We start from the raw sequence: 20018 nt of genomic DNA on the forward strand, positions 1-20018 counted from the left end.
CGCCCTTGCTGGTTCAGGTTTCCGGAATCCGCCCTTCATGAACGTGAAATCGGCGCCCGGACAGGGCGGCCCGGCGATTTCAAGTCTTCGAAGCCCGGCCTTGCCATTTACGAATGGCGTGACGCGGCCTTTGCGTCCATGCTGCGCGGAACACTCATTTCCGCCCGGCTATCTGCCCCGAAACGCCCTGTGACCACGCGAATCCATCATCTGCTCGACCACTGGCTCGCGCATGCGCCCGACCAGCCGTTTATTCACCTGCCGGACGGCCGCAGCCTGAGCTTCGCCGACCTCGACGCGCTCGCGCGCGTGGCGGAGACGGAACTGCGCGCGAACCGCGTGCGCCCCGGCGACCGCGTGATGGTCGTCGCCGAGAACTGCCCCGAGCACGCCGCGCTGATCCTTGCATGCAGCCGCGTCGGCGCATGGTCGTGCGGCGTCAACGCCCGCATGGCGCCCGGCGAGGTCGATGCCTTCGTGACCCGTGCCGACGCCCGGATCGTGTATTTCACGGCCGATGCCTCGACCGCCGCGGCCGCGCATGCCCGTCGGTACGATGCCGTGCCGTCGGCGTTGCCGGGCCTTTCGCGGGGTGCCGTCCGCGAGGACGCGGTGCCCGAGGACGCACCGCTGCGTGACCAGGTCGCGTCGCTGATCTTCACGTCGGGCACGACCGGCCTGCCCAAGGGGGTGATGCTCACGCACGACGCGCTGATCCACTTTGCGCGGGTCACACAGGCCGCGCGCGCGCTCGATGCCCGCGACCGGATCTACGCCTTCGTGCCGATGACGCATATCTTCGGACTTGGCACGGTGCTGCTGAGCTCGCTGCTGGCGGGCGCGCAACTGGTCATGCGCCCGCAGTTCGATCCCGACGACCTGCTGCACGCGCTCGCGCACCATGGCATTTCGCAGCTGCAGGGGCCGCCGACGCTGTTCTCGCGCCTGCTCACGCATTTGCAGGCGCGCGGCATCGCGCAGCCGGAGGCGCCGGCGCTGCGCTATCTCTATACCGGGGCCGGGCCGCTCGATCTCTCGCTCAAGCAGCGCGTGGAGGCGACGTTCGGCCTCGCGCTCCATCATGGCTACGGCTTGTCCGAATACGCGGGCTCGGTGCATGTGACGCGGCTGGGCGAGCACCGGTCCGATACCAGCGCGGGCTATGCGGTGGCCGAGGCCGAAGTCTGCGTGGTCGATCCGCGGACGGGCCGGCCGATGCCTGTTGGGGAGCGCGGCGAACTCTGGCTGCGGGGTAGGGGACTGATGCCCGGTTACTTTCGCGACGCCGCGGCGACGCTTGCCGTGATGCGCGAAGGGGGCTGGTATGCGAGCGGCGATCTCGGCGAGATGCATGCGGACGGGGCGCTGTTCGTGGTCGGCCGGCTCAAGGAGATGATCATCCGGTCCGGATTCAACGTTTATCCGGCAGAAATCGAGAACGCGATCAACACGCATCCGAGCATCCAGCGCTCGGCCGTGGTGGGGCGGCCCGAACGCGATGGCAACGAAGAGATCGTCGCGTTCGTGGAACTGCGGCCCGGCGCGCTGCTGGAGGTGTCGGCGCTGCAGCATCACCTGCGCGACCGGCTCGCGCCTTACAAACGGCCGGCGCGGATCGTGGCGCTGGCGGAACTGCCTACCAATCCCAACGGCAAGATTCTCAAACGCGTACTGCAGGAGCAGGCCGGGGCGATGTAGACGAGACGTTCAACCCTGAAATCCAAAAAACATAAGACACAAGGAGACGCTGCAATGGAAACCCTCGATACGTTCACGATGCGAAGGCGGCTATTGGCCGCCGGCCTGCTCGGCATGGCCGCCAATCCGTTTACCGCGCTGTCCGCGCTGTCCGCCGACCCGTGGCCAGCCAAGCCCGTCAAGATGATCGTGCCGTTTCCGGCGGGCGGCCCGGTGGACAGCACCGCGCGTATCGTCGGCCAGCGGCTCGGCGAGATCTGGAAGACATCGGTCGTGATCGACAATCGCGCGGGCGCGGGCGGCACCATCGGCGCGGCCATCGCGGCGAAGGAAGCGCCGGATGGCTATGGCCTCTTCGTCGGCTCGATCCATCATGCGGTCAACGTGACGCTGATGGGCAATCTGCCGTATGACATCGAGCGCGACTTTGCGCCAATCAGCTTCGCGGCACTGTTCCCGGTATTCGTCTGCGCGCACCCGTCGGTGCCCGCGAACAATATCCGCGAGCTGATCGCCTATGCGAAGAAGAGCGACAAGCCGCTGGCCTATGGTTCCTCGGGCAACGGCGGCGGCACGCATCTGGCCGGCGAACTGTTCAATATGGAGGCCGGGACCAAACTGCAGCATATTCCGTACAAGGGCAGCGGCCCGGCGATGAACGATCTGCTCGGCGGCCAGGTGCAGCTGATGTTCAGCGATGCGCCGACCGCGCTGCAGCATATCAAGTCCGGCCGTATCAAGGTGCTCGGCGTGGCGAGCCGTCAGCGCTCGGGCATGCTGCCGGACGTGCCGACGGTGGCAGAATCGGGGCTGCCCGGATACGAGGCTTACTCGTGGGCCGCGCTGTTTGCACCGGCCAGCACACCGAAACCGATCCTCGACAAGATCAATGCGGACTTCAATGTCGCGGTCAACGATCCGGCCGTGCGCCAGCGCCTGCTGCAGGCTGGTGCCGAAGCCGACCCGGGCACGCAGGAGCAGATGCGCCAGCGTCTGCATGCCGAGATCGAGAAATGGCGCAAGGTGATCAAGACCGCGGGCATTACCGCCGGCTAGGGGGCCACAGGCGCGGGCCATTGGAACAGCGGTGGCGCTTTCTCCTTGAAGCGCCGCACGGCCTCGCGGTGATAGTCGGTGGTGAACGCAATGCCCTGACCCAGCGACTCCAGTTCCAGCATCGCGCGCAGATCGCTGTCGAACGATTGCAGCATGGCGCGCTTGGCCAGGCCGAAGGCCGTCGGCGAGGCCCCGCCGAGCGCGCGTGCCAGGGCATCGGCGCGCGTGTGCAAGGCTTCCTGTGGCGAGATCTCGAGGACAACGCCCAGCCGCAGCGCCTCCTCGGCGCCGACCTCACGCGCGCTGAACACGAGTTCGCGCGCGCGGGCCATGCCGACGACGCGCGGCAGCGTGTATAGCGCACCGCAGTCCGGCACCAGTCCCACTTTCATAAATGGCATGCAGAACCGGGCGCGGGGAGAGGCGACGATAAAGTCGGCCAGCAGCGCGAGGCTGAAACCGGCGCCATAGGCCACGCCATCGACGGCCGCGACCACGGGGCGGTCGAGGTCTGCAAGCTGCGCGATCCAGCCATGCATATCGTCGAGCCGGTCGCGGCCGGCACCGGCGGCCGTGACATTCATGGAGCGGATATCGCCGCCGGCGCAGAAATCCGTGCCCGCGCCGCGCAGCACGACGGCACGGACGCCGCGATCGGCGCGGATACGGTACACCGTTTCGCGTAATGCATCGCGCATGGCAACATCGAGTGCGTTCTTCTGCTGCGGACGGTTCAGCGTGAGGGTTGCCACGCCGTCGTCGATGGCCACCTGCAACGGTTCATGTTGCTTGTGGTCTTGCGTGTGGCCTTGCTTGTTGTCGTGCGTCTGGTCTTGGTTTGCCTGTGCCATGGGATGCTTCCGCCAGTGATCGGACGTACAGCTTGAACGAAGCCATCGGCCGGTGCAATTTGCATCTTTCGAGGCAGGCGTTTCATATAGGCGAAGATCGCACGCGATGCGGATTTCGGGTAATTGCGGGCATCGATCGAGGGGGCTTTCGGGAGATAATCGACGATTATTCGGGAGACGACCGTCATGCGCTTCGATCTGGTGGATCTGAATCTGTTCACGCATATCGCGGAGGCCAGCAGCGTGACCCGCGGTGCAGAACGCTGCCATCTATCGCTGCCCGCCGCGAGCACCCGGATCAAGAACCTCGAGGAGCAGATCGGCGTCAAGCTGCTGAGCCGCAGCAGCCAGGGCGTCAAGGTCACGCCTGCCGGGGAAACGCTGCTGGCGCATGCGCGCCGCGTGTTGCGGCAGATCGAGCAGCTGAGCGGCGACCTCCAGGAATTCGCGTCGGGCATCAAAGGCCATATCCGCGTGTTCGCGAACACCACCGCGATGAGCGAGTTCCTGCCCGGCGTCCTGCGTACCTACCTCGTCAATCACCCGAACGTGACCGTCGATATCCGCGAGCGGCTGAGCCCCGACGTCGTGCGGGCCGTACAGGAAGGCATGGTCGATATCGGCATTGCGGCCGGTGTCATGCCGAACGAGGGGCTCGAGGTCATGCCATATCGCGTGGACCGGCTCGTGCTGGCCACAGCGCTGAGCCATCCGCTGGCACGCGAGAAACGCGTGCGGTTTGCCGATACGCTCGAATACGACTTCGTGGGCCTGCCCGAGGAAAGTGCGATTCACAATTTTCTGAAGCGCGCGGCCTCCGATTTGCAACGCACGCTGCATTGGCGCATTCAGGTCAGCAACTTCGAGACCGCGGGGCGCATGATCGAGGCCAATGTGGGGATCGGCGTGCTGCCGGAGAGCACCGCGCGGCGCCATGCGCAGACGATGGCCCTCAGCATCGTGCAGTTGCAGGACGAGTGGGCAGAGCGCAACCTGCAGATCTGCGTGGCCGATCTCGATGCGCTCCCGGTGTTCGCGCGCAAGCTCGTGGACCTGCTGGTCGAAGACGGGATGCGCGGTCCCGCCTAGATCATCTCGCGCACGAGCGTACGCAGCTGGTGCTTGTGCAGCTTGCCGCTGGGCGTCGTGGGAATGGCCGCTACGCGCACGATGCGCGCGGGCCGCTTGTAGGGCGATAGCCGCTCGGCCAGATACGCGAGCAACGCCGGTTCATCGAAGGTCTCGCCCTCGCGTAACTCCACGAACGCAATCACTTCCTCGTTGCCATCCACGGTGGCATTGCCCACCACGGCCGACAGCCGCACCGAAGGATGCGAATTGACCACCGACTCCACCTCGATCGGGTAGACATTGAATCCGGACCGGATAATCAGATCGCGCGTGCGTCCAACGATAAACACCGCGCCATCGGGGGCGATGCGGCCGATATCGCCGGTATTGAGCCAGCCATCGGGCCGCAGTGCCTCGGCCGTCTGCGTGGGCTCGCGGTAATAGCCGCGCATCACGCCCGGCCCCTTGACCCATAGTTCGCCGGGCGTTCCCGCCGGCAGCGGTTCCCCGTGCGGGCCGACCACGCGCAGTTCCGCGCCCTCGACGACTTCTCCCGCCGCGCAGTCGTCGCGCGGACGATCCATACGCGTGATCACAAGCGAGCCTGCATATTCGGTCATGCCGTAGCCATGGTGCAGCGGCTGGCCGAACATGGCCTCCACATTGCGCTTGAGCGTCGGCTCGAGCGGGCCGCCGCCGGTATAGAGGTAACGGAGGCGTGGCGAAGCGAGCCGTTCGATGCCGTGCTTGCGCAGATGCGCGAGGATGCGGCTGAACATCGCGGGTACGCCCTGCAGGATCGAGATGGCGTCGCGTTGCAGCGCGGCGCACGCGTCGGCCACATTGAAGCGCGGCACGAGATAGAGACTGCCGCCGCCCTGGAACGTCGCCAGCAGCAGTGTCGCCAGCCCGAAGATATGGGACATCGGCATGACCGCGTACGCGCAGTCGCCAGGGTGCATGCGGCGGTTTTCCACCGTGACACCCGCATAGTGGAGCAGCCCGCGATGCGTGACCATCACGCCCTTGGGCTGTCCGGTCGTGCCGGACGTATAGATCAACGCGGCCACTTCGTTGGCCAGCGCTTCGGGCTCGGCCACGCTGCGGAGATCGGGGTCGGCGGCCATCACGGGGCCGAGGCCCGCCGGCGCGATCTCGCGCGCGCGGTAGCGCAGGCCGTGGCGTAACGCATCGGGGGAGGCGGCATGCGTGAACAGCATCAGCCGCGGCGTGCAATGCGCGCGAATCTCCTCGACCTCGCGTGCCGTCAGACGCGGGTTGGTCACGACGGGCCAGGCCCCGAGCTCGGACAGCGCGAAGATCGTGGTCACCACGGCGAGGCAGTTTTCCGCGACGATCATCACGCGATCGCCGCGGCCAACGCCCTGCGCCTGTAAATACTGGCACGCATGGCCGATGTCGTCCCACAGCTGGGCGAACGTGACCGTGCGCTCGCCTTCGAAGGCGGCCACATCGTCCGGCGCGCGCGCGGCGCGATGGCGGGGGATGTCGCTGATCCGATGCATCCGTGGCATCTCGTCGATGTCCTTGTGGAGAGAATGCGTAGCAGTGTATGAGCGGCGCCCGCGCAGGGCAATTCGTCTTCCGGAAAGAGGTACTTCTCGGGCGCCGAACCGAGTCGGCTATTCCACTTCGATATGCGCGGTCTTCACCACGCCCCCCCACAGCGCCAGTTCCTTGCGGATGCGCTCCTGCAGCGCGGCCGGTCCCGAGACATTGAGGTCGTACCCCACGCCCGACATGCGCTCCCGGAACGTGGGCTCCTGACCGACTGCCTGCTGTGCCTTGACCAGCCGGTCGGTGACGTCGGCGGGCATGCCCAGCGGGCCGATCAGCGCATACCAGCCCGTGAGGTCGTATTGCTTGAGGCCGGACTCGACCATCGTCGGCACGGTCGGCAGCGCGGCATTGCGCTCCTTCGAGGTCACGGCGAGCGCGCGGACCTTGCCGCCGTTGACGTGGCCGACCGCCGTGCCCGTGATGTCGAACATAAAGGTGACCTTGCCGCTCATCACGTCCGCCATGGCCGGAGCGTTGCCCTTGTAAGGCACGTGCAGCATCTTCACGCCCGTCATCTGGGCCAGCAACTCGGCCGACAGATGATTGGACGCGCCGACCCCGGCCGAGCCATAGCTGACCTCGCCCGGATGCTTGCGCGCGTAGGCCACGAGCTCGTCCACGTTCTTCGCGGGAAAGTCCTTGTTGATCAGCAGGACGTTCGTGTAATCGGTAATGAGACCGACATAGGTGAAGTCCTGTGCGGGCTTGAATGTGACGGATTTCTGCACGAGCGGCGTCATCGTCATCGTCGGGCTCGCAACGAAATAGAGCGTATATCCGTCCGCCTTCGCATTTGCGGTCATCCCGGCCGCGATGGCGCCGCTGGCGCCGGGCCGGTTATCGACGATCACGGGCTGCTTGAGCACGCGTCCCAGATAGTCGGCGTAGATCCGCGCCGCGGTGTCCACGGGCCCGCCTGGCGCATAGCCGACGAGCAGCCGCACGGGGCGGGACGGATAGGTATCGGCCAGCGCCGCGCCATGCAGCAGCGCCACCATCGCGGCGCCGAGCATGCATCGCAGCACGGGTCTCAGTATCGATCGCAACATGTCTCCTCCTGTTTTTCGGCATCTGCCGTTCTTGTTGAGGCAGAGGAGACTGTGCGACACGCCTGCCATGCAGGCAATTTTCATTTGTGGAAGGTCACCTTCGAGGATGCGATAAACGAAGGCGGATCAGGCGGCCTCCGGCAGCAGGCCGCCGCAATCGGCCGGATACCCGGCCGCCGCATATTGCCGGGCCTTGGCCGCGAAATACGCACGCACCCACGCATACCGCTCGCCGTCCTTCGGCAGGCCCACGGCCTCCGAAATGCTCGCCAGGCTGATGGTCCGCCCGCGCGCGCCCCAGTTGCCTTCGGTCACCTCGTCGATGACGACGAGGACGCTGGACCCGGCATCGGGGTGATCTTCACCGCCCAGCACGCCGAGGATCGCGCCGTTGACCGCGGCATGCACCTCGGTCTTGTGCGCCGCATTCATATAGCCCTCGGGAATCGTCACGTGGACGAGGAACTTGCCAGGGGGCGCGACAAGGCTGTCGTCGGTACGGCCATCGATCCACCAGTCCTGCTCGTGGACCTCGTGGAACAGGACCCACGCAAAGGCACGGCCGCCGCGCGTGCGGGCATTGCCTTCCATCACGAGCAGGACTTCGTTGAGGGCCTTCGCGAGGGCGGCTTTCTGGGCGGGGCGCAGCGCGCCCTCCACATGGGTGACGTGCATGATCGGCATGACGGTATCCTTCAATAGGTGGTTTCGACGACAAGAATGTCGGTATGGCCGGGGCCGGTGCGGAACGCAAACGCTTCGCCGCCGAACAGGGCCATGCTGTCGCGGCGCGTGAGCGCGACGTCCGCGCATTCGGCGGACCCCTCGATGACGAAGAGGTACACGCCATGACGGGGGGAGGACGGCTGGTAGCGCTGCAGCATGGGACCGTCGGCGCTCAGCCGCGAAACGCGGGCCGTCCTGCGGAATCGGCAGTGCGCCCGGTGTATCGCCAACGAGCGTGACAAGGCGGTTGCGCGAGGTCTCCGCGGCATACCGCGCGCGGTGGTAGGACGGCGGCAGCAGCAACTGGCCCGGCAGGAACCAGATGTAGACGATCCGCATGTCCTCGCTCCTGATGTTCAGCTCCGCATGCTTGCCGCCCGCTCCGGCCGAGAATACGTAGTAGTCGCCCGCATGGAGCTGATCGACGTTGCCGACCGTGTTGATGTGCGTGAGCTCGCCTTCGAGCACGAACGCGCAGATCACGAAGTCGTGGTGCGGATGCATGTTGTAGCCGCAACCCATGCCGCTGAAGGTTTCCTCGCCGAACATGCGCATCGGTCCGAACCCGCGGCGACCCGACTGGTAGTCGGCGAAGTTGAAACTCGAATGCCGGCTGATGACGGCGTTCGGATGCCCGGCCACGTACGACGAGGTCTCGCCCGTCGACAGGTATTGGTGGAACCCGCGCTCGCTGTCGCGCAGCACGAAGTTCTCGGGCGGTCGGGTGGGAACGGGTGCTGCTTTCTCCGCGGTGGCCGGCACCGGTTCATGCGCGTACGGCAGCTCGACCATTTCAAACCGCGCCTTCGGCGTGCCGCAGTCGGGGCAGACCCAGTCGTCGGGCACATCCTCCCAGCGGGTGCCGGCCTGCAGTCCGTGCTCGGGCAACCCCTCCGCCTCGTCGTACATAAAGCCGCAGCCCAGGCAGACGAGCCGCTTCCAACGTTGGATATCCATGTCTTTCTGACTCCACATTCGTAGGGTGCGCACCGAAATCAGTAGCGCGTGACACGTTATAGGATGTGGCTGCACCCTAGGCAAGGGCGACCGTATGCACCGCGGAAGGGCGCGCATTTGTCGGCATTTATCTCGCGTAAACCCTGATGCAGCCTAGCGTACTACCCGCTACCATGCGCTCAATACGGAAATATGATGTGTGACGCGCTACTAAGATGACCAAACAAGTTGCCGGGTACTGCACGCTGTGCCGGTCCCGCTGTGGATCGCTGAACGAGATCGATGAGGAGCAGGGTCGTCTGGTCCGGGTATTGCCGTTGCCCGGACATCCGACCGGGGGCGCGTTATGCGCCAAGGGACGGGCCGCGCCCGAACTCGTGGCGAGCCCTTTGCGGCTGACGCGGCCGCTGCGCCGGACCACGCCACGCGGCGCCGCGGATCCGCAATGGCGGGCGATTTCGTGGGACGAGGCCCTCGACGAGATGGCGGAACGTCTGCTCGCGGCGCGCGCACGGCATGGCGCCGAGTCCGTGGCCTTTGCGGTGACGACGCCGAGCGGCACGCCGATGGTCGATAGCTTCGAGTGGGTCGAACGGTTTATCCGATGCTATGGCAGCCCGAACCTGCTGTATGCGGTGGAGGTCTGCGGCTGGCACAAGGACTACGCGCATGCGCTGACCTTCGGCCGCGGCATCGGCGCACCGGACCTGGACCATGCCGACGTGGTCGTGCTCTGGGGCCACAACCCGGCCCGCACGTGGCTGGCGCAGGCATCGCGCGTCGCGGCCGCGCGGCAGCGGGGCGCGAAGATCGTCGTCATCGACCCGAAGCAGGACGGCTCCGGCCAGCAGGCCGATCTGTGGCTCCCCGTGCGGCCCGGTGCCGACGCGGCGCTGGCGCTCGGCGCGATCCGGCATCTGATTGCCACGCAAAGCTTCGACGAAGCGTTCGTGCGGACATGGACCAACGCGCCGCTGCTCGTCGATCTCGATACGGATCGACTGCTGCGCGCGGACGAGTTGTGGGACGAGCAGGGCGAGGGCGGGCACTTTGTCGTGCGCGCGCATGACGGTACCCCGCGTCCGTTCGACCCCGCCTCGCGCAACGATCCCGATGGCGTCGTACTGCGGGCGGAAGGCGAATGCCTCGACCGGCACGGCCACACGCGCCGCTATGCCACGGTGCTCCATGCGCTTGCCCGGCACGTGGAGGCCTATACGCCCGAACATGTGGCACGCCTGACATGGATGACGCGCGAGCAGGTCGAACAGTTCAACGCGCTGTTCATGCACGCGCCGCGCCTTGCCTATCACGCGTGGACCGGCGTGGGACAGCACACCAACGCCACGCAGACCGAACGCGCGATCGCCACGCTCTACGCGCTGACCGGTGCATGCGATCGCGAAGGCGGCAACCTGTGGACCAGTCCGCCGCCGTATCGCACCGTCAACGACTATGCGGAACTGCTGCCGCCCGAACAGCGCGCCAGGGCGCTGGGCCTCGACGAGCTGCCACTGGGCCCCCCGCGGCTTGGCTGGATTACCGCGCGCGATCTCGCGCGTGCGGTGCTGGACGGCGATCCCTATCGGGTGCGCACGCTCGTGAGCTTCGGTACCAACCTCGTGGTCACGCAGGCCGATGCCGCGCGCAACCGGCGCATGCTGGACGCGCTCGACTATCACGTGCACGTCGATATGTTCATGAACCCGACGGCGGAGCAGGCGGACCTCGTGCTGCCGGCCAACCTGCCGTGGGAGCGCGAGGCGCTCAAGTGCGGGTTCGAGATCACGCAGGCGGCCGTCGAGCACGTGCAGCTGCGCCCGCGCATGGTGCCGCCGCCGGGCGAGGCGCGGGCCGATTACGAGATCGTGATGGCGCTGGCCATGCGTATGGGCATGCGGGATGCGATGTTCGGCGGCAGCATCGAGGCCGGCTGGAACCATCAGCTGGCGCCGCTGGGCATCACCGTGGACGATCTGCGGCGCCACCCGGAAGGTCTGCGTTTTCCGCAACCTGCGTCGCGCGAGAAATATGCCGCCACGCGCGCCGATGGCGGTGTGACGGGCTTTGCCACGCGCACGCGCCGCGTGGAGCTCTATGCGGAAGCATTGCAGGAGATCGGCCAGCCACCGTTGCCGACGTTCGTCGAGCCTGCCCAGCATCCGGCCGCTCGCACCGCCTACCCGACCGTGCTGACCACCGCGAAGAGCGGCTGGTACGTGCATTCGTCGCACCGGCATGTGGCCACGCTGCGCCGCAAGGCACCGGCCCCGCAGGTGCAGATCGGCAAGGGGTTCGCGGCGACGATCGGCGTGCACAACGGAGACTGGGTGCGCGTGGTCACGCGGCTGGGCGCGGTGCGGCTCAAGGCGCGCGTGGATGCGGCGCTGCACGATCACGTGGCCGTGGCCGAGTTCGGCTGGTGGCAGGGATGCGAGCCGCTCGGGCATACGGATACGGCCGCGCATGGGAGCGCAACGTCGAACATCAACGCGATTCTCGGCGACGACGAGCGCGATCCTGTCAGCGGCTCTGTACCGTTGCGCGCGACGATGTGCCGCATCGAGGCCGATGTGGCCGCCAATCGCGGGGCATGGCCCGGCGCGCGCGCGTTCCGGCTCGTGGCCAAGGCGCGCATCGCCGAGGATGTCGAGCGCTTCGACTTCGCGCCCGAGGACGGGGGGCCGTTGCCGGACTTCCTGCCGGGACAGCATGTGGTCGTATCGATGGCGGACACCGACACGCGCCGCGCGTACTCGCTGATCGGCCCCAACGTGGCACCGCGCGCGTTGTCCATTGCCGTGCGGCTGGCCCGCTCGGACGATCATCCGCCCGGACGCATGTCGTCGCGGCTCCATGCGCTGGAGACGGGGGCAATCGTGCAGCTTTCCACGCCGTCGGGCGTGTTCACGATTCCCACGCAGACCCGGCGGCCGATCGTGCTGGTGGCGGGCGGTATCGGCATCACGCCGTTCGTCGGCCATCTGGAAGCGCTCGCGCAACGCCGCGCGCAGGGACACGCCACGCCGCCGGTCGTGGTTGTCCACCTGGCGCGCCCCGGCGTGGCGCATCCGTTTGCCGATGTCCTGCATGCGCTCGCCGATCGCCTTGGCAACGTGCAACTGACATGCGTGCATGGCTCGGTCGCGCCGGATTTTTCGATGCTCGACGCGGCACTGGTCGCGCGCCGGCCGCTGGCCTATCTGTGCGGCGCGCCGGGCTTCCTGACCAGCGTGCGGGCGGCACTGCAGGGCAGGGGCCTGCCCGATTTCGACATCTTCGAGGAAACGTTCTCCGCCGACGTGCAGATACCGCGCACGCTCGCGCCGCAGCCGGTGCGCATTCTCGACGCCGATGCCACGTTCGAATGGACGCCCGCGCGCGGCACCGTGCTCGATGCCGCCGAGCAGGCTGGCATCCGGCTGCCCAGCGGCTGCCGCGTGGGCCAGTGCGAGAGCTGCGTCATGACGGTCGTCGAAGGCAAGGTCGCCCATATGTCGCCATGGGATGGGCCGCCCGATCGCTGCCTGACCTGCATGGCCGTACCGCTTACCCCCGTCACACTGCGCCGTTAGCCACGGCGCCCGAGATCCCCCCACCACGCTTATCGCAACGAGGCAAACCATGTCCCAACCGCAATCCCGGCCCGCCGCAGACCTGGCGCCACCCACTACCTCCATGGAGCGCTTCTCGCAGGCCATCGTCGCCTGGGCCGAGAAGTGGTTCCCGGACGCCTATGTGTTCGTGGTCGTCGCCTGTGCCGTGGTCGGCCTTGGCGCCGCGTTGCACAGCGGCAATCCGATGGCCGCCAGCAAGGCGTTCGGCGACGGGTTCTGGAGCATCATCCCCTTTACGATGCAGATGGCGATGGTCGCCGTCACGGGCTACGTGCTGGCCATGTCGCCGCCGGTCGCCGCGCTGCTGCGGCGGCTCGCGCAGATCCCGAAGACCTCGCGCGGTGCCATCGTGTTCGTGGGGGTGCTCAGCATCGGGCTATCGCTCGTCAACTGGGGCCTCAGCCTGATCTTCTCGGGACTGCTCGTGCGGGAGATGGCGCGCCGCCGGTCCCTGATGCTCGACTATCGCGCCGCGGGCGCGGCTGCGTATCTGGGCATGGGGTGCGGCTTCACGCTGGGCATGAGCTCGTCGGCCGCGCAGCTGCAGGCCACGCCCGCGAGCATTCCGGCGTCGCTGCTGCCCATTACCGGTGTCATCGGGTTTGGCGAGACCATCCTCACCTGGCAGAACCTGCTGGTGATCGTGCTCGTGACCGTGGTGTCGGCGGTCATCTGCCATATGACGGCGCCCAGCCGCGGCGCCACGCGCACGGCGGAGGACCTTGGCGTGGAGCTCGAGGACGACCAGATGGCGCCGGCCCAGCGCAAGCGCCCCGGCGACTACCTCGAATTCAGCCCGCTGCTGACGATCGTCGTCGTGCTGCTTGCCGCGGGCTGGCTGTGGAATGCATTTCGCAGCGGCAATCCGCTCATCACGATGTCGCAGCTCAACACGTACAACTTCGTGTTCCTGCTGCTGGGCCTGCTGCTGCACTGGCGTCCGCGCAGTTTCCTGGAAAGCTTCGTGCGCGCGATGCCGAGCGTCGGGGGCGTGCTGCTGCAGTTTCCGTTCTATGGCGGCATCGGCTACATGCTGACCAAGGTCGGCAATGCGCAGGGCGTGACGCTGTCCGACGAGATCGCGCACTGGTTCGTGAGCCTGGCCCATGACTCGGGCATTTTCTCGGTGCTGGTCGGGATCTATTCGGCGGTGCTCGGCTTCTTTATTCCCTCGGCCGGCGGCAAATGGGTCATCGAGGCGCCGTACATCATGACGGCCGCGAACGATCTGCACGCGCACCTCGGCTGGACCGTGATGGTCTACAACATCGCGGAGACGCTGCCCAACTTCATCAATCCGTTCTGGATGCTGCCGCTGCTTGGCATTCTGAAGCTCAAGTCGAAGGACCTGGTCGGCTACACGGCCGTGCAGTTCCTGATCCATACGCCGATCGTGATCGCCGTGGCGGCGCTGCTGATGGCGACCTTCAGCTACCACCCGCCCGTGATGCCCGCGCATTGATGCGGCATTGCCGACCTTTCCATCATGACCACCATGAACGCTTGTTTCTCCGCCGGCCTGCCCGTCAATGAACCCGCGCTCGGCTACGCGTGGGGCACGCCCGAACGCGCGGCCCTGCGCGGCATGTCGATCGCGCGCGGGCCGATGGGCTGACGGCGCAGGGTTCGGCTCAGGATCTGGCTCAGGCCTGCTGGGCGAGGGCGGAGCGGAACAGCGGTTTCCACGCGAGGATATGGCGGCTGATCAGTTCACCGATGGCCGCCACGTCCTGGCGAATCGCCAGGTCCACCATCTGATAGTGTTCCTGCACGGAATCGCGCTGGCGCTGCTTGCCTTCTTCGGAGTCGATGCCGTAGAGGCGCATATCGTCGCGCAGCTGCATGATCAGGCGGGTGAGCAGCGGGTTGCCGACCTGCGACACCAGCGCTTCGTGGAACGCGCGGTCGGTGGCGATATAGGCGGCCACATCGCCGCGTTCGACGGCGCGGCCCACGGCATCGGCGAGTTCGCGCACGGGTTTCGGATCCTTGAGGCCCTGCCGCGCGAGCGATTCGAGCGCGAACCGCTCGAGCAGTTCGCGCATCGTGAACAGATTGTCGAGGGCCTCGAGCGACAGTGCCTCGACGCGGAAGCCGCGATTGCGCATGGGGACCAGCAATCCGTTCCGGCTCAGTTCGAGTAGCGCTTCACGGACGGGCGTGGTCGATACGCCAAGGTCATTGGCGAGGCCCGGCACCGAGTAGACCGTGCCTGCGGGCGTGCGCCCCGATACGATCTCCGACCGCACACGTTCCACCACCTGCTCGCGCAGGTTCGTGGCCCGAAGCTCTTGCATGGACTCCATTGTCTCGACTGGATGTGAACACGAACGATGGCAGTGTACCCGAGTTGGTGCAGTAGTGCGTGACGCGTTTTGGTGCGAAATCTCGCTGTTCGGCGTTGCCCGGGTGCGACGGTCTCCACAAATGGGTCACGACGGCGTGGCATCGGATCGCGATAATGGGGACTTCTCATGCCGGAGACCGGCTGCCGCCGGATGCCGATGCCTGAAGCGAAACCACCCGCCGCGCCGCCGCCGCCGCCGCCGCCCTCGTTGCCGTTGCCGCCGATTGCCTACCGCGAAGTCATGCTCGGCACGCGGCCGCGCGAGGAGCATGTATTCGTCGCGCCCGACGACCCGCAGGCGGACGCGCGGCATCGGATCGACGCGCTGGCCTTTCGCCGCTACCTCGAGCGCGCGTTCTCGCATCCGCGGCCGGAGATGCTGCGGTTCGAGGTGCGCGGCTTCGACGTGGTCGCGCTGATCGCGCCCGGCGAAGGCGAAATCTGGTTCTCGGAAGCCGCGGTGCCCACCCGCTGGGACTATGTCGCCGTGACCGAGATCAGCATCGCGCTGTTCGAACTCGAGCGGGCCGTGCCCGCCGGCGCGGCGGACACCAGCTACGACACGCTCGAATCCCCCGAAGAAATCGCCCAACGCCGGGCGGCAGTCATCGAGCGGCTACGTGCCGCCAACGACAAGGTCCGCGCGGTGGCCAACGCGCGCCAGACCATCGTGCGCCGCGCGATGCGGCGCGGGCCACGCGGCGGTCTGTGAGGCGCGCGGGGCCCGGTCGCGCTTATCCGGTCGTCTTACTTGGTTGTGTACCCGCCGTTAATCAGAATCGTCTGCCCCGTGATCCACCAGCCGTCGCTGACCAGATGGCGGATAAAGGGCACGACGTCCTCGATATCGGTCAGCCCGGTCTTCGAGAACGGCGAGAGCGCGGCGGCGGTCTTGTGGTAGGCCACGGCGTCCTCGCCCTCGGCGGGGTAGAAGAACGACGTGTCCATCGGGCCCGGTCCGACGGCCGTCACCGAGATGCCGCGTGCGCCGAATTCCTTCGCTGCCGCGCGTGTGAAATGTTCCACCGGTGCCTTCGTGCCCGCGTAGGCCGCATAGAAGGGCGTGAACGCCCCGAGCAATGACGTGACGAGCGTGACGATCTTGCCGTTGTCGTTCACATGCCTGCCCGCCTCCCTGAGGAAGAAGAACGCCGACTTCGCATTTACGGCGGTCATATCGTCGTATTCCGCTTCCGTGATCTCGACGAACGGCTTTTTCAGGACCTTGCCCACGGTATTGATGGCTATGTCCGGCCGGCCGATGGCCGCGGTCGCATCCGCAAAGAGTTTCTCGATGGCACCGGCCGAGGTCAGGTCGCCCTGGAACGCCACCGCCCTGGCACCCGATGCTTCGATCGCGGCGCACGTCTCGTCCGCGGCGGCCTTCGAGCTCGCGCTGTTGTAGTGGATCGCGATCGCTTTCGCGCCCTGCGCGGCGAGATCGCGCGCGATCAGGCCGCCGAGGTTCTTTGCGCCGCCCGCGATGATCGCCGTCTTGCCCTGGATGCCGTGGTCCGCCATGTCTTTCCCCCAAAGTCGAGGCCGCCCCCTTGCGGCTGCTCGTTCCGGACGATGATATATTCCAGAAAATTCAAATAAATCATCTGTTTCTGACTTCACTGGTCAGAAAATACGACCAATCGAGCATGGACCGAATCGACCTGTTTCGCGTGTTCGCGCGCGTCGTCGAATGTGCGAACTTCACCCGCGCGGCGGATACGCTTGGCATGCCGCGCTCGTCGGTATCGGCCGCGATTCAGGAACTGGAGGGGCGGATGGGCACGCAACTGCTGCATCGGACTACGCGCAGGGTATCGCCCTCCCAGGATGGTGCCGTCCTCTACGAGCGGTGTCTGCGCCTGATTGCCGACGTCGAGGAAACCGAGAACCTGTTCCGGCCGACGTCCATCGGCCCGGGCGGCGCGCTGCGCGTCAACGTGCCGGGCCGCATCGGCCGGCTGATCGTGGCCCCCGCATTGCCGGAATTCCTCGCCGCCTATCCGAGAATCGACATCGCCCTCGGCATGACCGATCGCGCGATCGACCTGATCGAAGAGCGCGTCGATTGCGTATTGCGTGTCGGCAAGCTGCACGACTCCGGGATGGTCGCGCGGCCGGCCGGCGACCTTCCGCTGATCAATGTCGCGAGCCCGGCGTATCTGGCCCGGTACGGCACGCCCCGCGAGCCCGGCGACCTGGCGGACCACCATGTCGTCCAGTACGCCTCGCCCTCGTCGGGGCGCCTCGCGCCCTGGGAATGGCACGATGGCCAGTCCACGAACACCGTGGCCATGCAGGGCCGGGTGACCGTCGACAGCGCCGAGGCATATATCGCGTGCTGCCTCGCGGGTCTCGGCCTGATCCAGATTCCCGCCTACGACGTGCAGCAGCATCTGCAGGCCGGCACGCTGATGGAAGTCATGCCAGACTTCCGGCCCGCCCCCATGCCGATGACCATGCTGTATCCCCATCGCCGCCACCTGTCGCGCCGGGTCCAGGTATTCGCCGACTGGCTCGATGCGCTGCTGAAAGCGCAGCTCGACACGACAAGGCATCACGCAACGGAATAGGAAATGACCACAGGACACGTCTTTATCGCCACGAGCCTCGACGGCTTTATCGCGCGCCCCGATGGGGACATCGGCTGGCTGCTGGAGCGGGACGATCCGGCCGAGGATCATGGTTACCCGGACTTTATCGCCGACAAGGACATGATCGTCATGGGGCGGGGCACCTATGAAAAGGTGCTGACCATGGGGGAATGGGCCTACGACAGGCCGGTGCTCGTGCTGTCGCGCAAACTCGCGGGTACGCCCGTGCCGGAGGCGCTTCAGGGAAAGGTGCGGTTCTCCGATAGCGCGCCCGCAGTCGCGATGGCGCAGCTGGATGCGGAGGGCGTGCGTCGCGTGTACGTCGATGGCGGTCAGGTGGTCCAGTCCTTCCTGCGCGAAGGATTGATCGCGGACCTCGTCGTCACCACCGTGCCCGTCCTGATCGGCGCTGGCCGGCCGTTGTTCGGCAGCCTCGCGCATGACGTGAGTCTCACGCTTGCCTCGATCCGGCATTTTCCGTCGGGACTCGTCCAGTCGACGTATCGCGTCATGCGGTAGACAATCCATCGGATGGATACCGAGATGCACCGATACAGGAGAAGAACTTGAACGACGAGGGCAGTGCGGCGGGCCGGTCCGTGGCGATTTACTGGGATTTCGAGAATCTGCATGCCGGACTCGTCGAAGCGAAATATGGCGAGGGCGCCTATGCGAAGCAGGACAACCGCTTCAAGGCGCAGGAGCCGTTGATCGATGTACAGGCGCTGGTGGAGCTCTGCGCATCCTTCGGCACCATTGCCATCAACCGGGCCTACTGCAACTGGCAGTTCTTCGGCCGGTACCGCGATGCCCTGCTGCAGGGGGCGGTGGAGCTTATCCAGCTGTTCCCGCCGGGCCCGTCCGCCAAGAACGGGGCCGATATCAAGCTATGCCTCGACGCCGCGGAGGATATGGGCCGTTTCAGCCATATCGGTACTGTGATCGTCATCGGCGGCGATAGCGACTTCATGCCCGTGTCGCAAAAAATCAAGGCCGCGGGCCGCACGCTGATCGGCATCGGTCACCGCAAGAACACGAACCGGTACTGGGCCAGCGCATGCCACGCGTTCCACTACTACGACAGCGTGGTCGATCCCGATCTTCCGGTTGCTTCCAGCCTCGCGCCTGAATGAATAGCAACCGAATCGCCGATCATGTCACCGGATTCCCCGGCTTCAGCGCGGGAAACTGAATCTCGAATTCCGTGAATTCGTGCTCGACGGACCGGCACGTAATCGATGCGCCCCAGCTACGGAGCACGTCCTTGCAGAACGCCAGTCCGATACCGGTGCCCCGGTGGGCCGGGTACGAGAAGAACGGCTGGAACATGCGCGCAAGCACGTGCGGCGACACGCCCGTGGCCGTATCGCGAAACAGCACATAGATGCCATCGTCCCGCGCGTCGCAGCGGATGTGGATGCGCCCCTTGCCCGCCCGCTTGATGGCCTCCAGCGCGTTCTTCGTGAGGTTGGTGATGACCAGTTCGAACAACTGCGCATTGCCCATGACATGCACGGGCTCGCACGACTCGACCGTCACGATGCCCTCGTAGGCGGGCTCGAACGGAAAGCGGCCGAGGCTCGCGCGAATCGAATCGGCGAGTTCGAACGCTTCCTGCCGGGCCGACTTGGGATCCTTCGAATTCGCCACCAGCAGTTCGATGCTGCCGTTGACATACGCCACGTCCGTCTGCAGCCTGGCAACGGCCTGCAGCAGCGCATCGCGATAGGGCGACTGCGCGTCGAGCGCCATCGGCAAGCGGTCCCTGAGGCCGACCGCGGTCATCGCCAGGCTCGTCAGCGGCGTACGCAGTTCGTGCGCGACCGTCGCGAGTGCCACCGCCATGCCACGCCGTTTTTGCTCCACGAGCAGTTGACGATCGAGCTTGATGACGATGAGCACGGCAATGACGAAGGCAATGATCGGCAACTGCAACAGCAGCGACTGCCATGGAATGCCCGCAAGCGAGTGGCCGGCCAGCACAAACAGCGCAAACGCGGCGGCCGCGCCGGAGAGCAACGCAACGGTCGCAAAGCCGGAACTGAAGTGGTAGAGCACCACGATGGCGATGATGACGGATTCCGCCCACACCAGCGAACCGTGATTCTCCAGATAGAGAAAAATAAACGCGAACGGCATGCCCACGGTAATCGCGAACAGCGCATACATCGGCAGCCAGCGCTTGTGCGACAGCGCGGAGGCGAACAGCAGCGGAGCGAACAGGATCGTGCAGACGAGCCGCAGCCACAGGTTCTCGTAAGGCTGCGGGAAGACGTAGGACCAGATGATGTAGTAGAGCGGATGCCCGATGACGCCGAGCGCGCCGACCATCTGGATCCGGCGCAGACGCACGACGCTTTCCTCGTCGAGCAGCGTGGTACGCGAGGCCCGCTCGAACAGGGCGCGCCATGTATTTTTTACCAGCCGTCGTGCACTGGATTCGCCGCCTGCCTGCTTCCGCGTTGCTTCCATAT

General features: G+C 66.3%; 17 protein-coding genes. 10 read left to right on the forward strand and 7 right to left on the reverse strand.

Translation table 11 applies throughout. The annotated features are described in order from the left end of the window. Nucleotides 1-189: 189 nt before the first annotated feature. On the forward strand, nucleotides 190-1698 hold the full coding sequence (locus AAHB16_RS11210; RefSeq protein WP_342050882.1) for a class I adenylate-forming enzyme family protein: 1509 nt from the start codon (nucleotides 190-192) through the stop codon (nucleotides 1696-1698). A gap of 54 nt (nucleotides 1699-1752) precedes the next feature. Continuing rightward, nucleotides 1753-2754 carry a tripartite tricarboxylate transporter substrate binding protein gene (locus tag AAHB16_RS11215; RefSeq protein WP_342050883.1) on the forward strand — a complete coding sequence of 334 codons (1002 nt, stop codon included), beginning with the start codon at nucleotides 1753-1755 and terminating at the stop codon, nucleotides 2752-2754. Here AAHB16_RS11215 and AAHB16_RS11220 read toward each other — a convergent pair. Beyond that, nucleotides 2751-3605, reverse strand: a complete 855-nt coding sequence (locus AAHB16_RS11220) for an enoyl-CoA hydratase/isomerase family protein (protein WP_342050884.1) — start codon at nucleotides 3603-3605, stop codon at nucleotides 2751-2753. The genes AAHB16_RS11215 and AAHB16_RS11220 overlap by 4 nt on opposite strands. A 186-nt stretch (nucleotides 3606-3791) precedes the next feature. On the opposite strand from AAHB16_RS11220, the gene AAHB16_RS11225 reads away from it, so the two are divergent. Continuing rightward, nucleotides 3792-4694, forward strand: coding sequence for a LysR family transcriptional regulator (locus tag AAHB16_RS11225; RefSeq protein WP_150374215.1), 903 nt, complete (start codon nucleotides 3792-3794; stop codon nucleotides 4692-4694). Here AAHB16_RS11225 and AAHB16_RS11230 read toward each other — a convergent pair. From AAHB16_RS11230 to AAHB16_RS11240, 3 genes are all read right to left on the reverse strand, one after another. Continuing rightward, the gene (locus tag AAHB16_RS11230; RefSeq protein ID WP_223851679.1) at nucleotides 4691-6202 is read right to left on the reverse strand and encodes a class I adenylate-forming enzyme family protein; all 1512 of its coding nucleotides are present in this window, start codon (nucleotides 6200-6202) and stop codon (nucleotides 4691-4693) included. The genes AAHB16_RS11225 and AAHB16_RS11230 overlap by 4 nt on opposite strands. Nucleotides 6203-6319: 117 nt before the next feature. Next, nucleotides 6320-7306 carry a Bug family tripartite tricarboxylate transporter substrate binding protein gene (locus AAHB16_RS11235; RefSeq protein ID WP_411859863.1) on the reverse strand — a complete coding sequence of 329 codons (987 nt, stop codon included), beginning with the start codon at nucleotides 7304-7306 and terminating at the stop codon, nucleotides 6320-6322. A 126-nt stretch (nucleotides 7307-7432) separates the two neighbouring features. Continuing rightward, the gene (locus AAHB16_RS11240) at nucleotides 7433-8989 is read right to left on the reverse strand and encodes a rubredoxin (RefSeq protein WP_446718083.1); all 1557 of its coding nucleotides are present in this window, start codon (nucleotides 8987-8989) and stop codon (nucleotides 7433-7435) included. A 215-nt stretch (nucleotides 8990-9204) separates the two neighbouring features. On the opposite strand from AAHB16_RS11240, the gene AAHB16_RS11250 reads away from it, so the two are divergent. From AAHB16_RS11250 to AAHB16_RS11260, 3 genes are read left to right on the forward strand one after another with little or no spacing between them, the layout of a single operon-like run. After that, nucleotides 9205-12564, forward strand: coding sequence for a molybdopterin-dependent oxidoreductase (locus tag AAHB16_RS11250; protein ID WP_342050885.1), 3360 nt, complete (start codon nucleotides 9205-9207; stop codon nucleotides 12562-12564). Between the two features lie 49 nt (nucleotides 12565-12613). Continuing rightward, nucleotides 12614-14068 (forward strand): short-chain fatty acid transporter, encoded by a 1455-nt coding sequence (locus AAHB16_RS11255; RefSeq protein WP_150374219.1) that lies wholly within the window; start codon nucleotides 12614-12616, stop codon nucleotides 14066-14068. Between the two features lie 24 nt (nucleotides 14069-14092). Further along, nucleotides 14093-14221, forward strand: coding sequence for a hypothetical protein (locus AAHB16_RS11260; protein WP_342050886.1), 129 nt, complete (start codon nucleotides 14093-14095; stop codon nucleotides 14219-14221). A 28-nt stretch (nucleotides 14222-14249) separates the two neighbouring features. Here the strand turns inward: AAHB16_RS11260 and AAHB16_RS11265 are convergent, their stop codons facing one another. Further along, on the reverse strand, nucleotides 14250-14912 hold the full coding sequence (locus AAHB16_RS11265) for a GntR family transcriptional regulator (protein WP_150374220.1): 663 nt from the start codon (nucleotides 14910-14912) through the stop codon (nucleotides 14250-14252). A 198-nt stretch (nucleotides 14913-15110) separates the two neighbouring features. On the opposite strand from AAHB16_RS11265, the gene AAHB16_RS11270 reads away from it, so the two are divergent. After that, nucleotides 15111-15665, forward strand: coding sequence for a hypothetical protein (locus AAHB16_RS11270; RefSeq protein ID WP_342050887.1), 555 nt, complete (start codon nucleotides 15111-15113; stop codon nucleotides 15663-15665). Nucleotides 15666-15700: 35 nt separating this feature from the next. Here AAHB16_RS11270 and AAHB16_RS11275 read toward each other — a convergent pair whose 3' ends face one another. Further along, a complete protein-coding gene (locus AAHB16_RS11275) occupies nucleotides 15701-16474 on the reverse strand; it encodes an SDR family oxidoreductase (protein ID WP_342050888.1) in 774 nt (257 codons plus the stop codon). Between the two features lie 125 nt (nucleotides 16475-16599). Between AAHB16_RS11275 and AAHB16_RS11280 the strand changes: the two genes are divergently transcribed. Genes AAHB16_RS11280 through AAHB16_RS11290 form a run of 3 tightly spaced genes read left to right on the forward strand, consistent with a single transcriptional unit; the run spans nucleotide 16600 to nucleotide 18677 of the window. Further along, nucleotides 16600-17523, forward strand: coding sequence for a LysR family transcriptional regulator (locus AAHB16_RS11280; protein WP_342050889.1), 924 nt, complete (start codon nucleotides 16600-16602; stop codon nucleotides 17521-17523). Between the two features lie 3 nt (nucleotides 17524-17526). Next, complete coding sequence (locus AAHB16_RS11285; protein WP_342050890.1) at nucleotides 17527-18063, forward strand: dihydrofolate reductase family protein; 537 nt, start codon at nucleotides 17527-17529, stop codon at nucleotides 18061-18063. 47 nt (nucleotides 18064-18110) lie between these two features. After that, nucleotides 18111-18677 carry an NYN domain-containing protein gene (locus tag AAHB16_RS11290; protein WP_342050891.1) on the forward strand — a complete coding sequence of 189 codons (567 nt, stop codon included), beginning with the start codon at nucleotides 18111-18113 and terminating at the stop codon, nucleotides 18675-18677. A 19-nt stretch (nucleotides 18678-18696) separates the two neighbouring features. Here AAHB16_RS11290 and AAHB16_RS11295 read toward each other — a convergent pair whose 3' ends face one another. Beyond that, complete coding sequence (locus tag AAHB16_RS11295) at nucleotides 18697-20016, reverse strand: sensor histidine kinase (RefSeq protein WP_342050892.1); 1320 nt, start codon at nucleotides 20014-20016, stop codon at nucleotides 18697-18699. Nucleotides 20017-20018 lie beyond the last annotated feature (2 nt).

This window comes from Cupriavidus sp. OTU4054 (assembly GCF_038440175.1).
Classification (GTDB): Bacteria; Pseudomonadota; Gammaproteobacteria; order Burkholderiales; family Burkholderiaceae; genus Cupriavidus; species Cupriavidus pauculus_D.